This window comes from Pseudonocardia aurantiaca (assembly GCF_039526725.1).
GTDB classification, from domain to species: Bacteria; Actinomycetota; Actinomycetes; order Mycobacteriales; family Pseudonocardiaceae; genus Pseudonocardia; species Pseudonocardia aurantiaca.
The window spans coordinates 373,302-388,030 of sequence record NZ_BAAAJG010000001.1; the positions used below are offsets into that span (position 1 = coordinate 373,302).

A 14,729-nucleotide genomic window follows, 5' to 3' on the forward strand; every position below is an offset into this window, starting at 1 on the left:
GCGCGCTCAGCGAGGAGCTTGGCCGTCGAGATATGTGGTGGACTTGCGGCGCGGAGTACTAGGTACTAGGTAGGCGGCGCACCCGAAGCTGGACGTGCCGGGGGACGGCGGACGGCGCCTTGGGGCGGTGTCAGCCTCCGGACCACCGTCGCGGGCCGGCCGGCGACGACGGTGTAAGGCTCCACGTCGTGGCGCACCAGCGAACCGCCTGCGACGACCGCGTGCTCGCCGATGGTGCACGGCCCGAGCACCAGGACGTGGGAGGCCAGCCAGACGCCGTCTTCGATGACGATGTCGTGGCCGGTGCGGGGGATCGCGAGTTGCCGTTCCCTACCGAACTTCTCCATGTCGTGCCCGCCCGCCAACACGGCGACGAAGTGCCCGAAGAAGGCGTACTCACCGACCGTGATGGTGCCGCCGCCGGTGTTGAACAGGGCGTTGTTGACCACTGCGGTGGGGTGGATCTGCAGGCGTGCGCGGTCGCTGTGCACGCGGTACCGGTACAGCGCGTCGAGCTGCTCCTTCTCCAACTGTTCGGCCAGCGACTCGGCCACCAGCCGGTCGACCCTGCCGCGGAGCATCCGATCCAGGAGTTTCATCAGCAGCTCCTCATCAGAGTGGCGGAGCTTGGGGGTTCAGCTTGGAGCGGCACGCGTCCGAGGACAAGTGGGGGTCGTCCGTTCGGCGCTGCCGGCGGGGCCGTGCTGCTCGCCGCCGTGACCCGAGGTCGCCTGAGCTATCAGCGCTACCGGGACGAGGCCGAGCAGCTCGATCTCCACCCCCCTGCGCACCGGCTTGCTAGTCGTAGACGCCCGTGACCCACCACCTCCCCTCGCGGGCGAGCAGGAGGAGCGGCGGCCCTCCGGACACGTCCACCTGCAGCCGACCGGCATCGATGCCGTCGGGCGCCCACCACCGCTGTCGCACCGGCCAGACCCCGGCCCACCCGACCACCGGCTGCGGCTCCCCGCCGTCGACCACGACGTGCACCGGTGGCGCGGAGAGCAGGTCGGGCGCGGTGAGCCGCACCGGCCGGCCGGCGGCGTCGATCAGCTCGGCCGGGAGGGGCTGCGGGGGCACGACCGCCGGGGACGGCGCGGGCGCCCGGCCCGGCCACGACGGCGGCGCATCGGGCACTGCGGCCCGCCCGCTGGACGAGCGCGGGACGGCGACGCGGCGCCGCCGGTTGGTGGGACGCCTCCGCTCGCCCTCCGCGTTGTCGGCGGTGCTGTCGGCGGCCTGACCGACGGGTGAGACGCGGCCGGTGCGCCGGATGACGTCGTCCGGCCACCCGGCGGGCGCGACGAGCGGCCCGGCCGCATTCCCCGCCGGCCGATGTGCCCCCCGCCCCGGCCCAGCCTCGTCCGGGCCGGGTTCCCCACCCGGCTCGAACCCGGCCACACGCGACCGCCGGTCCTCGATACGGCTCACGCCGCCACCACCCGGCTCCGGTGCGCCCCAGGCCACAGCCGGCCCCGCTGCCTGGTCCCCGTCGCCGCGGCCGACAGGCTCCCCCGCTCCCTGGTGGACCGCGGGGGCAGCGAGCCCGAGGTCACGGTCGTCGCCCCACGGCACGAACCGGATCTGTCCGGCAGGGTCGCGGCCGCCCACCAGCACGGCGGTGACCACCGATTCCGGCCCGAGCAGCGCCTGCACCCTGACCAACGCACGGCCGGCGCGCTCGTCGGACTCCCCGACGTCGCCCCACAGCCCGAGCTGCAGGGCGCCTGCGGTGACCGTCTCCTCCGGCACCAGCCACAGCCGCCCCACTGCGCCCGCGCCTCCTCCCCCGGGCGAGCTTGCGAGCCCGCCATCAGACGCAGCAGCCTTGGCGAACGCCGCCGCCGCGGAGCGGCGGCGGTTAGTGAGCCATGCGTCGAGCTGCCAGCGGACGCGGTCGACGGTGCCCGACGGCGTGAGCGGCTCGGCGCAGCGCCACACGCGGCGCAGCTCCTCACCCCCCACCGTGCGCGCGACGACACCGAGCCGCGTGCACGAGAGCCCGTGGGAGGCCAGCGTGCGGTGCAGCCGCTCGGCCAGCCCGCGGGCAGCGAAGGCCGCGGCGTCGACGCGGTCGACGGGTGGGTCCAGCTCCACCTCGACGGTGAGCTCCTCCGGCGGCGTGCGGCGCACCGGCGGGCGCGGGTCGAGGCCGCGGGCGAGCCGGTGGCAGAGCACGGCGTCGGCCCCGAACCGGGACCCGACGTCCTCCGCGTCGAGCGCCGCGAACGCCCCCAAGCTGCGCAGGCCCAGCCTGCGCAGCAGCCCGACCAGCTCGGAGCGGTCGACGTCGGGCTCGCGGTCCAGCTCCTCGACGCCGAGCGACGCGAGGAACGGGGGTGTGTCGCCCGGCGCGACGGCGAGGCCGCGGCGGGCCGCGAGCACCGCGGCGAAGAGCCCGTCGGCGATCCCGACCTGGCACTCGGCGCCGGTGCGGGCGGCGACCTGGTCGACCAGCGCCTCCGCGGCCGCCTGCTCGCCGCCGTACCACCCCACCGGGCCGCGCGCCGGCAACGCCACCAACCCCGGCCGCACGACCTCCACACCCGGAGCCAGCTCCTCCACCGCGACGACCACCGGCTCGAACGCGCGAGCGTCGCGATCGGGGTCGCGGTCGAGCACCGCCAGCTCGGGGCACCGCGCCTGCGCCTCCCGCCTGCGCAGCCCGCGGCGCACCCCTTGCGACCGGGCGAGCGCGGAGCAGGCCAGCACCCGGCCCGCCACGACCACCGCCGCCGGCCGGTGCGCCGGGACGTGCGCCGCCATGGCCGCCGCAATGACCGGCCAGTCGGGCGACCACAGCGCGAGCACCCGGGCGACTCCCGGCTCCTTCTCCTCCTCCACCGGCGCCGGCATCCTCACCCCACCGCCTGCACCGTGTCGGGGGCGGTGTCCGCCGCGACCAGAGACGATGCGACCGGGGACGCCGCGGTCACCCGGCCGCCGCGGGCCGGGAGCAGCATCCGGGCCGACCGTCCGCCCGGGGCGATGCCCCGCCCGCGCATCCGCACCCTGACCTCCCGGGCACGCAGCCGCCCCGCGCCTGCTGCGAGCCCGTGCCACCGGGCCTCGGCGCAGCTCAGCTCGACGTCCGCACCGTCCCACTGGCCGAGCGCCACCAGCACGGCACCGCGCTGCCGGGCCCTGGCCTCCAGCCGCCGCCGGTCGGCCGCCCGCACGGCCGGACGGCCACCGAGAGACACGACCACGACGTCCAGCCCGTCGAGCAGCGCGGTGGTCACGCCCAGCAGGTCAGTGCCCGGATGTGGCACCAGCGCCAGCCGCTCCAACTGCATCCCGGCCTCCGCAGCGGCCAGCAGCCCGAGCTCCGGCTTCCCGACCACCCCGACCCACGCCCCCTCCGCCGAGCTCTCGGCGATCAGCGCGAGCAGCAGCGACGTGGTGGCCGGCGCGGACGGGAGGGCGACCGTGGTGCCCCGGCGCAGGCCGCCGCCCGGCAGCAGCCCCGCCAGCGGCTCGGCGACCGGGAGGACCCGGCCGTCGAGCCCTGGAACGGGGACGGCAAGCGGCTGTACGTTCTCCGTGCGGCCCTCCGCGCGGCGCAGCAACCCCCTGGCGAGCTCCAGCCGGCTCGCGGGATCAGCCCGCGCTTCCGCCGCGCCGGTTGCCACTGCTCCACCCACACATGCCTCCCCGACGGGGTCCGCGCCGCGGGGAAGTCGGCGAGTCGAACACATGTTCGAGATTAGCTGGCGCCTCCTCGACGCGCAAGCCGAGTTCGGGCCGTGCGCTGACGACGGGCGGGCGCGGCACCGGGAGCAGCGGCACCGGGAGCAGCGGCACCGGGAGCAGCGGCACCGGCCGCCGCGTGCAGCGCCGCCCACTGCTGCGCGGTCAGGTCCCGCGGGCGCACCGCCGGCTCGAGACCCTGCGCGAGCGCCCACCGCCCGGCCCCCGGCATGGACCGCAGCGCCGGGAGCAACCGGTCGCCGCTGAACGCCTGCCGCACCAACTGCTGGTACGCGGCCCGCTCAGCGGTCGCGACCAGCGCCTCCTCCCGCCTGCGCATCACGAGAATGCCCCCGTCCACGGCGGGACGGGGCCGGAAGGCGACCGACGACACGCGGCCGGCGAGGGCGAACTCGTACCACGGCCACCAGCTCGCCGTAAGCAGTGTGGTGCCGCCGACCGCGGCCCGTTTGCGCGCGACCTCCCATTGCAGCAACAGCACCGCGCTCGTCCAGGCTCGCTGCCCGAGCAGGTGCCGCAGCAGTGGTGTGGTGATGCCGAACGGCACGTTCGAGACGACATGGTGCGCGCTGTCGAGCCGGAACCGCAGCATGTCGGCGTGCACGATCCGGACACGGTCACCGAACGTGCGGCGGAGGTTCGCGACGCGGCCGGGGTCCAGCTCGACGGCGGTGACCGGGCCGGGCCGGGCGGCGAGCTGCCGCGTCAGGGCGCCGTCACCGGCGCCGAGTTCGAGGACGGGCCCGGCCGGAACCAGCCCCGCGATGCGCGTGACCACGCGCCTGTCGACGAGGAAGTTCTGACCGAGTTCGTGGCGGCCGCCAACGGCATGGCGGTGTGAGGGCATGACTGACCTGCGCTTCGCGTCGACCGGGAAGGGAATCCGGATCGGACGGCGCGCGCACGGCGGAACGAGCCCCCGAGGGGGCGAGGATCAGCGGCGCGGCGTCCGAGAGACGAAGCGCAGCCGCGTAAAGCCGAAGCCGTAACCCATGGCGACCACGGTAGCGGTGGCCGCCACCGGTTTTCAGTGGGCGAAGTGCCGGGTGCCGGTCAGGTAGAGGGGGATGCCCGCGGCGGCTGCAGCCTCCGCTACCAGGTTGTCGCGCACCGATCCACCCGGCTGCACGACCGCCCGGACACCCGCCTCGAGCAGCACTTCCAGGCCGTCGGGGAAGGGGAAGAACGCGTCGGACGCCGCCACCGAGCCGCGGGCCCGGTCGCCGGCGCGCGCGACCGCTAGCCGTGCCGCGTCCACTCGGTTGACCTGGCCCATCCCGACCCCGACTGCCGCCCCGCCGGACGCCAGCAGGATCGCGTTCGACTTGACCGACCGGCACGCCCGCCACGCGAACGCGAGGTCGGCGAGCACCTCGTCGGACACCGGCTCGCCGGTGGCGAGCGTCCAGGCCGCGGGGTCGTCACCGGGTGCGTCGAGCACGTCGCGCTGCTGTAGGAGCAACCCGCCGGAGATCGTCCGCATCTCGGCCCCGCCCCGGCCCGGCGCCACCGGAAGCCGCAGCACCCGCACGTTCTTCTTCCGGGTGAGCACCTCCAGCGCGCCGTCCGCGAACCCCGGCGCAACGACGACCTCGGTGAACACCTCGGCCACCTGCTCCGCCATGGCCACGCTGACCTCGGTGTTGGCCGCGATCACCCCACCGAACGCGCTCACCGGGTCGGTGGCGTGGGCCTTGCGGTGTGCCTCGGCGATGTCGGTGCCCACCGCGATGCCGCACGGGTTGGCGTGCTTGATGATCGCGACACACGGGGTGTCGTGGTCGTGCGCCGCCCGCCACGCCGCGTCGGCGTCGACGTAGTTGTTGTAGGACATCTCCTTGCCGTGCAACTGCTCGGCGGCCGCGAGGCCGGGCTGCCCGGAGACGTAGAGCGCCGCCTGCTGGTGCGGGTTCTCGCCGTACCGCAGGGTGGCCGAGCGCTCCCACGTGGCGCCCACCCACGACGGGAACACGCCCCCGTCGGCCTCGGGCGCCAGCACACTCCCCATCCACGACGCCACCGCCACGTCGTAGCTGGCCGTGTGCCGGAAGGCGGCCGCCGCGAGCCGCCTGCGGTCGGCCACGTCGAACCCGCCGTTCTTGACCCGCTCGAGCACCCAGTCGTAGCGCGCGGGCTCGACGACCACCGCCACGCTGTCGTGGTTCTTCGCCGACGCCCGCACCATGGCGGGCCCTCCGATGTCGATCTGCTCGACGCACTCGTCAGGTGTGGCTCCGGATGCCACCGTCTCCGTGAACGGGTAGAGGTTCGACACGAGCAGGTCGAACGGGGCGATGTCCAGCTCGGCGAGCTGCGCCAGATGCTCCGGCTTGCGGGTGTCGGCGAGCAGTCCGGCGTGCACTCGCGGGTGCAGCGTCTTCACCCGCCCGTCGAGGCACTCCGGGAAGCCGGTGAGCTGCTCAACGGGGGTGACCGGCACGCCGGCGTCGGCGATGCGCTGGGCCGTGGAGCCGGTGGAGACGATCTCGACGCCCATCGCATGCAGCCCCGTGGCCAGGCTGAGCAGGCCTGTCTTGTCGTAGACGCTGATCAGCGCCCGCTTGACCGGGCGACGCTCACGCGGCGCGGACACTTCGCTCGCAAGCTCGCTCGGCACCAACGGTTCACTAGCAAGCTCGCTCACGGGATGGTCACCTCTCGTCCGGTCACGGTGGCCCCTTTCCGGGCCAGCGCGGCGACGACGCCCACGAGAAGGCGTCGCTCTTCGATCTTGATGCGTTCGTGCAGCGCCTCGACGGTGTCGTCAGGCTCGACGGGCACTGCGCTCTGGGCCAGCACGGGGCCGGTGTCCACGCCGTCGTCGACGATGTGGACGGTCGCCCCCGTGACCTTCACGCCGTACGCGAGGGCGTCGGCCACTCCCCGGACGCCGGGGAAGGACGGCAGCAGCGCCGGATGGGTGTTGATCATCGGCGCGCCTGCGGCCGTGAGGAAACCGGGCCCCAGGATCTTCATGAAACCGGCGCTGATCACGAGGTCCGGCCGGTGCTCGGCGACGGCCTTGGCGATGGCGGCGTCCCAGTCGGCGCGGTCGGTATGGTCGGCCACGCGCACGGAGAAGGTCGGCACACCGGCTCGCTCGGCGCGGGCGAGCCCCTCGATCCCGGTGCGGTCGGCCCCCACTGCGACGACTTGGGCCGGGTAACCGGGCTCGGCGGCCGCGTCGAGCAGCGCCTGGAGGAGGGTGCCCGATCCGGAGACAAGCACGACCACCCGGGCCGGATCGGGGATCTCGACCCGGTACGAACGGCTCTGCGACGCGGGCAAGCGGGAGCTCCTCGACGGGTCCTGGAATCGGCTCTGACCCGTTCCAGGGTAGGCCGCGGCGCAGGTCACACCGCCTCCGGCGCCCCCTGTGCCAGCCGGACGGCCACGAGCGAGGCCCCGCTCAGGGCTAGGAGCGCCCTGAACAGGACCCTCCTAGGCGTCCTCCTCGGGCTCATGGCGCTCGGCCGCCTCCTTGGCTCGCTGCGCCACCAGATCCGCGACGGTTCGGGGGCCGCGTTGCTCCGGAACGGCCGGGGATTCGGGCGGGGCCGGGGTCTCCCCGCGCTTGCGCTGCCACGGCCAGCGCCGTTTCGCGCGCGGGCTCGCGGCGGCCTCGTCCGGGCGCGGCTGGGGCACGATGCGGCGGGGCTGGGCCTTCGGCGCCGCCGGCTCGCTGGTCGCCCGCTGGTGGGCGACCGGTTCCTCGGGCGAGACGTCTGGCTCCTCGGGCGGGGCGTCCGACTCCGGTTGCGCGTCGGCCACCTGCTCCCCGTCGTCGCCGGCCTCGACAGGACCGGCGAGTTCGGCGAGTTCGGCGAGTTCGGCCTCCGGGGCCGCCTCGTCCGGCTCGTCCGGCCGCCCGTTCCGGGGCTCGTCCTCGTCCGCAGCCGGCGGCTCCTCGGCCCCCGCCTGACGCAGGACGGCCGTGAGCACGAGCGGCACACCGACCCACAGCAGCACGGACGGCACGACGAGCTCGACGGGCAGTCGCACCGGGTCGAACGGCCCGGCGGCGAGCCGGCCACCGGCGAGCACGGCCAGCACGCCGGTGGCGAGCGCCGTCAGGACCACGGTGGCGATGGCGGCGGGGAACTGATGGTCGCCCGCCGTCCGGCGGACGGTGCGCCCGGCCAGAACCCCGACGGCCACCGGGAGCACGAACACCGCCAGCGCCCACACTGGCGGCGTGTTGACCGGGACGGCGGCGAGCAGCGGGAACGACGAGGGCTCCGCGCCCTGCGCGACGAACGGCGACGCCCCCGCCGTCCCGACGGCGACACCTGGCCCGAGCGCCCAGCTCAGCCCGGCCAGCACCGCGTTCGGGAAGTAGGCGATCGCGAGCAGGGTGACGCCGATCCCCGCGGCCGCGCCCGGCGCGAGCTGCGTGAATGCGGCCGCCACCTCGGGAGCCCGTACCACGAGGGCCGTGAACAGGACAAGGGCCCCGGTGCAGGCGAGGCCGGCCAGCACGACCGCGGTGCCGCGCAGGGCGGGCAGCAGCCAGGCGGGGAGCCTGCGTGCGCTATCCGTGGGCACCCCGCAGGTCCGCAGCACACCCACGACCGCCCCGGTGCCCGCGACGAGCCCGCCGCCGACCATCGCCGACCACGGCGTGACGAGCACCTCGGCGGCCCTCGGCAGCAGAGCGCTCCCCAGCACGGCGACCGCGGCGTGCGCCCCGGCGACCGTCGCGACGACGGCCCCGGCGTCGGTGCGGAACCGCCCGCCGAGCCGTCGCACAGCCCAGCCGGACCCGAGGACGGCCACGACGACCACACACGCCGTCGGCAGCAGCGGCAGCATGCTGAGAGGCTGGCCCTGCAGGGTGAGCGGGATCTGGTGGGCGGCGAGCCAGAGCGGGATCGCCGCGGCGAACGCCCCGTTGACCGACAGCCCGGCACCGCCGGTGAGGATCACGGCCGCGGCGGCCGGCACGAGCAGCGCGTAGCTGATGAGGACCGTGCCCATCGCGCCGGCCAGCAGCAGGCGCAACCTGTCGAAACCGTCGACGCCGCCCGCCCCGGGACGGCTGGACCCGTCGTCCGGTACGGCGGTCGTCGGGTCGTGGTCGGGGCCGGCGAGAGCGCGGGTCACGCCCCCAGGGTCGCAGTGAGCGGCGCGGGGGCCGAGCAGGCACGCCGAGCGATCGGCGTCCGTTAGGAGGGTCCTGGACAACTCCGCCCGTAGCGCAGCAGTAGGGCCGAGTTGTTCAGGGCGCTCCTCTAGTCAAGTGGCGGGCGGTGCTCAGCCCTGCGGTCGCTCACCCGGCTGGATGAACCGGGTCTGGTCCGCGCCCTCACCCTGGTTGTCTCCCTTGCCGCCGGATTCCGGCCTGCCGTGGGCCGCGCCCCGCTCGGGCTGCGGAATCGCGGTCGTGGCCTCGCCGGACGACCCGGCCCCGCTCGGCGCGGCCGGACCACCGGGCTGCCCGGGCGGCGGGATCTGCTGGCCCCAGCCGCCCGCCTGGCCCTGCGGCTGCTGGCCGTAGCCGGCAGGCGGGTAGCCCGGCTGCTGCTGCCCGTAGCCCGGCTGGCCGCCGTACTGGCCCGGCTGCCCCTGCTGGCCGTACCCGGACGGCTGCTGGCCGCCGTAGCCCTGCTGGCCGTAGCCCCCTTGCGGGTACTGGCCGTACCCGCCCTGCTGGCCGTACCCCTGCGGGTACTGGCCGTAGCCCGAGGGCTGCCCGTAGTCGGGCGGCGCGCTCGGGCGCGGCGCCGGGGCCTTGACGATGCCCACGTCGAGCAGCATCGCCCCGACCACCACAACGGCCACCAGGAACGCGACGACCACCGCAGCGATCAGGATGCCGGAGCCGCCGTTGCCGATCACGAACACGAGGAACTGCAGCGCACCGGTGGTGGCGGCGACGGCGGCGGGCACGAGCACCCGGCCGATCTTCGGCAGCACGGCCGTGCCCGCGAGCAGCCCGCCGCCGATGACCAGGGAGGAGAACGCCGGGAGGATGAAGCCGAACGAGCTGTCGAAGAAGCCGAGCACCGCGAACACGACGGCCAGACCGGCGCCCGCGAGGGCAAGCAGCCGGGCCGGGCCGGGCTCGAGCTGGTGGTCGGCGGGGGTGGCCGCGGCGGCCGACTCCGCGGGAGCGCCCGCAGACGAGGACGACCCCGCGTACGACGGCGGCGCCCCTGCCGGGGCGGCGGGCCCAGGCGACGACGGCGTGGGCGGCGTTCCGGGCGGTCCTGGCTGTTGAGTCATCGATCGAACTCCCTCCGTGCGGACTCCCGCGGTCCAGCGCAGGCGGATGCCAGAACGCTAGTGCATCCCGTCGTACCCCCCGTGCCCGGGCGATGTCAGGTGATGATCATGGTTCGGCCGTCTCATGCAGCCCGCCCTCGACGGTCCACCACCTGGTGATCCCGATCCGCTGCAGGAACGACCAGTCGTGGCTCGCCACGATGAGCGCCCCTCGGTAGGCCACCAGCGCTTCGGCGAGGCAGTCAACGCTTGCCAGATCGAGGTTGTTCGTCGGCTCGTCGAGCAGCGTGATCGCCGGACGGCGCATGAGCAAGCCTGCCAGGCCGGTCAGCACGGCCTCGCCGCCGGAGAGCGTGCCCACCCGGCGGTCGAGGTCGGTCGGCAAGTCGAACCGGGCGAGCGCGGCGGCCGCCCGCTCCTCGACGTCCCAGCCGTCGCCGACGGCCGGGATCGCGGTGGGGTCACCGGCCTCCACGGCATGTAGCGCGGCCCGCTGCTCCGCGATGCCGAGCAGCTCGGCGACGGTGCGGTGGGTGTCGAGCGCGACATCCTGCGGCAGGTACCCGACCTCGCCTGCCGTGCTGATCGTGCCCGCCGCGGGTGTGAGGCGGCCGGCGATGAGGCGCAGCAGCGTCGACTTGCCCGACCCGTTGGCGCCGACGAGAGCGGTGCGGCCCGCGCCGAACGCGACATCGAAGCCGCTGAGCACAGGGGCACCGTCCGGCCAGGCGAAGGCCAGGCCGGAACAGACGATGGTAGGAGCAGGCACGGTGACACCTCGGGCGGAAGCCGGACCCACCCGGGCAGAGCCGCAGGGCGGGATGGAGGTGTCAGCTGCGCACGATCCCACGGTACCAACAGCAGGAAAGCCACTTCCCGCCATGAGATGGCAGCAAAGTGGCTTTCCGGCAAGGGGCTTACCGGCCTACAGCCCGGAGACGATCTCCCGCATCAGGGCGGCCGTCTCGCTCGGGGTCTTCCCGACCCGCACGCCCGCGGCCTCCAGGGCCTCCTTCTTGGCCTGCGCGGTGCCCGCCGAGCCCGAGACGATCGCGCCGGCGTGGCCCATCGTCTTGCCCTCAGGCGCGGTGAATCCCGCGACGTACCCGACGACCGGCTTGGTGACGTTGGCCTTCACGAAGTCGGCTGCGCGCTCCTCGGCGTCGCCGCCGATCTCGCCGATCATCACGATCGCCTTGGTCTCGGGGTCGGCCTCGAAGGCCTCGAGGGCGTCGATGTGCGTAGTGCCGATGACCGGGTCGCCGCCGATGCCGATGGCCGAGGAGAAACCGAAGTCCCGCAGCTCGTACATCATCTGGTAGGTCAGCGTGCCCGACTTCGACACCAGCCCGATCGGGCCGGCGCCGGCGATGTCGGCAGGGATGATGCCCGCGTTGGACTTGCCGGGAGAGATGATGCCCGGGCAGTTCGGGCCGATGATCCGGGTGCGGTTGCCCTTCGCCACGGTGTGCGCCCAGGCGTAGGCGGAGTCGTGCACCGGGATGCCCTCGGTGATGACAACCGCGAGCGGGATTTCCGCGTCGATCGCCTCGACCATCGCGTCCTTGGCGAACCTCGGCGGCACGAAGACGACGCTGACGTCCGCGCCGGTCTCCTTCATCGCCTCCTCGACCGTGCCGAACACGGTGAGGTCCTTACCGCCGATCGACACCGACGTGCCGGCCTTGCGAGCGTTCACGCCGCCCACGATGTTCGTGCCCGCCGCCAACATCTTGGCGGTGTGCTTGGTGCCCTCGGAGCCGGTGATGCCCTGGACGATGACCTTGCTGTTCTCGTTGAGGAAGATCGACATCTCTCAGGCTCCCGCCGCTGCCAGCTCGGCGGCCTTGTCGGCCGCGTCGTCCATCGTGCCCACCTGCGTGACCAACGGGTGGTTCGCCTCGTCGAGGATCCGGCGGCCCTCGACCACGTTGTTGCCGTCCAGGCGCACCACGAGGGGCTTCGTCGCGCCGTCGCCAAGGATCTTCAGCGCCTCGACGATGCCGCTGGCCACCGCGTCACAGGCGGTGATGCCACCGAAGACGTTCACGAACACACTCTTGACGTCGGGGTCGCCGAGGATGACGTCGAGACCAGCGGCCATCACCTCGGCCGACGCGCCGCCGCCGATGTCGAGGAAGTTGGCGGGCTTCACGCCACCGTGCTTCTCCCCCGCGTACGCCACCACGTCCAGCGTGGACATGACCAGGCCCGCGCCGTTGCCGATGATGCCGACCTCGCCGTCGAGCTTGACGTAGTTGAGGTCCTTCGCCTTCGCCTTGGCCTCGAGCGGGTCCTCCGTGCGCTGGTCGACCAGCTCGGCGTGGCCCGGGTGGCGGAAGCCGGCGTTCTCGTCGAGCGTGACCTTGCCGTCCAGCGCGACGACCTTGTCCTGCGGGTCGCGGACCAGGGGATTCACCTCGACCAGCGTGGCGTCCTCGGAGACGAAGGTCTCCCACAGCTTCACGATCACGTCCGCGGCCTGGTCGGCCACGGCGGCCGGAATCTTGCCCTGGGCAACGATCTCCGCGGCCTTGGCCTTGTCGACACCCGCGATCGGGTCGACCGGCACCCGCGCCAGCGCCTCCGGGCGCTCGACGGCGAGCTGCTCGATCTCCATGCCGCCCTCCGCCGAGCACATGGCGAGGAAGGTGCGGTTCGAGCGGTCGAGCAGGAAGGAGAAGTAGTACTCCTCCGCGATCTCGCTCGCCTCGGTCACCAGCACGCGGTGGACGGTGTGGCCCTTGATGTCCATGCCGAGGATCGCCTCGGCCTTCTCCTTGGTCTCCTCCGGCGTGGTGGCGAGCTTGACGCCACCCGCCTTGCCGCGCCCGCCGGTCTTCACCTGGGCCTTGACGACGACGGCCGTACCCAGCTCGGCGGCCGCCGCCGCGGCCTCATCGGCCGTCTCCACCGTCCGGCCCGGAAGGACCGGAACTCCGTGCGCGGCGAAGAGGTCCTTCGCCTGGTACTCGTACAGGTCCACTCGGCTATCTCCCTGCCCACTCCGCTGTGCCGCGGGCCGGAGCCCGCGAAATCCGCTGCCGCAGCGACCCTAGCGACGCCAACCGCACCGCCTCTGACCTGCCCTGGTGACACCTATCACCCCTTATGGAGCATCGGTGGCTCGGAGCTCGCAGACAACCCGCGTCCGTGCGGAAGCGGCAAACATCACCTACCGTCTATACATGGAGCTGGTCCGCTCTGGCCTGGACCGCCTGGCCTCGACGGCCGCGCTGGTCCAGGCCACCGCCACCGAGGTCGGGAAGGCGGGCGCGTACGCCGCACGCACGTTCGGTGCCCCGGCGGGCATGCGCGGACTGGCCGTCGAGTGGGCGTGGTTCGCGGCACACCTGGCCGTGTACCCGGCCGGGCTCCTGCGCGAGCAGCTCCGCGACTCGTCCGGATACCGCACGGACTCCCTGCCGCCGGTGCGGCGCAGCCTCGTCGTCACCGATGTGGCGGCCGCCGGGACACCGATCCTCCTGCTGCACGGGATCATGGACAACCGCTCGGTGTTCACGGTCTTCCGCCGCACGCTGCGCCGGCGCGGCTTCGGCACCGTGCACGCGGTGAACTACAGCCTCCTGACCGGCGACATCCGCACCGCCGCCCACGAGCTGCGCAGGCACGTCGAGCAACTGCTGGAGCTCACCGGCGCCGAGAAGGTGCACATCGTCGGCCACTCGCTCGGCGGCATGATCGCGCGCTACTACGTGCAGCGCATGGGCGGCGCTGCCACCGTCGACACCCTTGTGACGCTCGGGACCCCACACCAGGGCACCCTCACCGCCTACCTCATACCCACCACGCTGGCCCGGCAGCTGCGCCCCGGCTCGGACGTGCTGGAGGAGCTCGCCCGGCCGGCGCCCGGCTGCTCGACCCGGTTCCTCGTCGTATGGAGCCGGATGGACCAGATGGTGATACCGCAGCGCAACGGCCGACTGTCGCACCCGGACCTGGAGGTCGAGGAGTTCGAGGTGTGTGACGTCGGTCATCTTTCACTGCCCATTGATTCACGTTCGGTCCACTGGGTCGTCACCGGGTTGGCCCGGACGGAGCAGGGAGACGGCTCGTTCCGCGCAGCTCACTCCGCGTCGCCCCGACGATCGCGCACGGTGCGTGAACGTTCCTCCCCCGCGTCCTGAACAGGGTTGGTCGACATCGGACACGCCGGCAGGCGATTTGCCCGCCCTGGCGAGCGCCCGCTACCGTCTCGTGGTCACGGCTCGATCACGGCAGCAGTAGTGGCAAACCCCGAACGCCACTGCGGGATCCCCAGCCCGCGCTGTCGCGACCGGGACATGGCCACCAGGTCAGACGTCGAGAAGGGCAGGTCTTGGCGCGCCACCGCTCCCCAAGCGGCGCCCAGGCGGACGACCCGGATCGCACGATGCGATTGCGCGTCGTAGCGGCCCCGGGCGTGCACCGGCTCCCGCCGCCACCTCCGACGTCGCACCGCGGACGGGCCACCGTCGCCGCGGCCGCCGCCGGCGGGGTCGCGGTGCCCGGCGTGCACAAGCTCCCGCCGCCTCCTCGTGCGTCGCACCGCGGAAGGGCGCCCGTCGTCGCGGCCGCCGCCGGGGCGGCCGTAGTGCCTGGCGTGCACCGGGTCCCGCCGCCATCTCCGGCGTCGCACCACCGACGCGCCCCCGTCCCTGCGGCCAGAGCGGCCGCAGTGCCCGATGTGCGCCGCGTCCCAGCTTCACCTCCTGCGTCTTCACCTCCTGCGTCTTCACCTCCTGCGTCTTCACCTCCTGCGTCGCACCGCAGAGGGGCCACCGTCGCCGCCG

General features: G+C 73.8%; 11 protein-coding genes and 1 pseudogene. 1 reads left to right on the forward strand and 11 read right to left on the reverse strand.

All coding sequences use genetic code 11. From position 1 onward, the window contains the following. Positions 1-65: 65 nt before the first annotated feature. The 11 genes and pseudogenes from ABD143_RS01730 to sucC form a co-directional block, all read right to left on the reverse strand. Positions 66-599: an acyltransferase gene (locus tag ABD143_RS01730; protein ID WP_343970134.1), complete on the reverse strand. Its 534-nt coding sequence runs from the start codon at positions 597-599 to the stop codon at positions 66-68. A 199-nt stretch (positions 600-798) separates the two neighbouring features. Further along, positions 799-2,856 carry a DNA polymerase Y family protein gene (locus ABD143_RS38460; RefSeq protein WP_486362827.1) on the reverse strand — a complete coding sequence of 686 codons (2,058 nt, stop codon included), beginning with the start codon at positions 2,854-2,856 and terminating at the stop codon, positions 799-801. Positions 2,857-2,858: 2 nt separating this feature from the next. Then, entirely contained in the window at positions 2,859-3,644 is a 786-nt protein-coding gene (locus tag ABD143_RS01740) for a hypothetical protein (RefSeq protein WP_343970136.1), read from the reverse strand. Positions 3,645-3,817: 173 nt separating this feature from the next. Then, positions 3,818-4,558, reverse strand: a pseudogene (erm, locus tag ABD143_RS01745) (23S ribosomal RNA methyltransferase Erm); the annotation flags it as partial. A gap of 180 nt (positions 4,559-4,738) precedes the next feature. After that, positions 4,739-6,304 (reverse strand): bifunctional phosphoribosylaminoimidazolecarboxamide formyltransferase/IMP cyclohydrolase, encoded by a 1,566-nt coding sequence (gene purH / locus ABD143_RS01750; protein WP_343970258.1) that lies wholly within the window; start codon positions 6,302-6,304, stop codon positions 4,739-4,741. 47 nt (positions 6,305-6,351) lie between these two features. Continuing rightward, on the reverse strand, positions 6,352-6,999 hold the full coding sequence (purN, locus tag ABD143_RS01755; protein ID WP_343970142.1) for a phosphoribosylglycinamide formyltransferase: 648 nt from the start codon (positions 6,997-6,999) through the stop codon (positions 6,352-6,354). A 153-nt stretch (positions 7,000-7,152) separates the two neighbouring features. Further along, a complete protein-coding gene (locus ABD143_RS01760) occupies positions 7,153-8,814 on the reverse strand; it encodes a cell division protein PerM (RefSeq protein WP_343970145.1) in 1,662 nt (553 codons plus the stop codon). A gap of 150 nt (positions 8,815-8,964) precedes the next feature. Next, complete coding sequence (locus ABD143_RS01765) at positions 8,965-9,936, reverse strand: DUF5336 domain-containing protein (protein ID WP_343970148.1); 972 nt, start codon at positions 9,934-9,936, stop codon at positions 8,965-8,967. 106 nt (positions 9,937-10,042) lie between these two features. After that, positions 10,043-10,705, reverse strand: coding sequence for an ATP-binding cassette domain-containing protein (locus ABD143_RS01770; protein WP_343970151.1), 663 nt, complete (start codon positions 10,703-10,705; stop codon positions 10,043-10,045). 156 nt (positions 10,706-10,861) lie between these two features. Continuing rightward, positions 10,862-11,749: a succinate--CoA ligase subunit alpha gene (gene sucD, locus ABD143_RS01775; protein ID WP_343970153.1), complete on the reverse strand. Its 888-nt coding sequence runs from the start codon at positions 11,747-11,749 to the stop codon at positions 10,862-10,864. A 3-nt stretch (positions 11,750-11,752) separates the two neighbouring features. Further along, positions 11,753-12,922, reverse strand: a complete 1,170-nt coding sequence (gene sucC, locus ABD143_RS01780; RefSeq protein WP_343970156.1) for an ADP-forming succinate--CoA ligase subunit beta — start codon at positions 12,920-12,922, stop codon at positions 11,753-11,755. A 202-nt stretch (positions 12,923-13,124) separates the two neighbouring features. Here sucC and ABD143_RS01785 point away from each other — a divergent pair, with 202 nt between their 5' ends. After that, entirely contained in the window at positions 13,125-14,084 is a 960-nt protein-coding gene (locus tag ABD143_RS01785) for an alpha/beta fold hydrolase (protein WP_343970159.1), read from the forward strand. Positions 14,085-14,729 lie beyond the last annotated feature (645 nt).

What these genes read in the sequence shown, in the direction of transcription:
- ABD143_RS01730 (WP_343970134.1), bottom strand. Translation starts at nt 599, where the DNA reads ATGAAACTCCTGGATCGGATGCTCCGCGGCAGGGTCGACCGGCTGGTG.
- ABD143_RS38460 (WP_486362827.1), bottom strand. Translation starts at nt 2,856, where the DNA reads ATGCCGGCGCCGGTGGAGGAGGAGAAGGAGCCGGGAGTCGCCCGGGTG.
- ABD143_RS01765 (WP_343970148.1), bottom strand. Translation starts at nt 9,936, where the DNA reads ATGACTCAACAGCCAGGACCGCCCGGAACGCCGCCCACGCCGTCGTCG.
- sucD (WP_343970153.1), bottom strand. Translation starts at nt 11,749, where the DNA reads ATGTCGATCTTCCTCAACGAGAACAGCAAGGTCATCGTCCAGGGCATC.
- ABD143_RS01785 (WP_343970159.1), top strand. Translation starts at nt 13,125, where the DNA reads ATGGAGCTGGTCCGCTCTGGCCTGGACCGCCTGGCCTCGACGGCCGCG.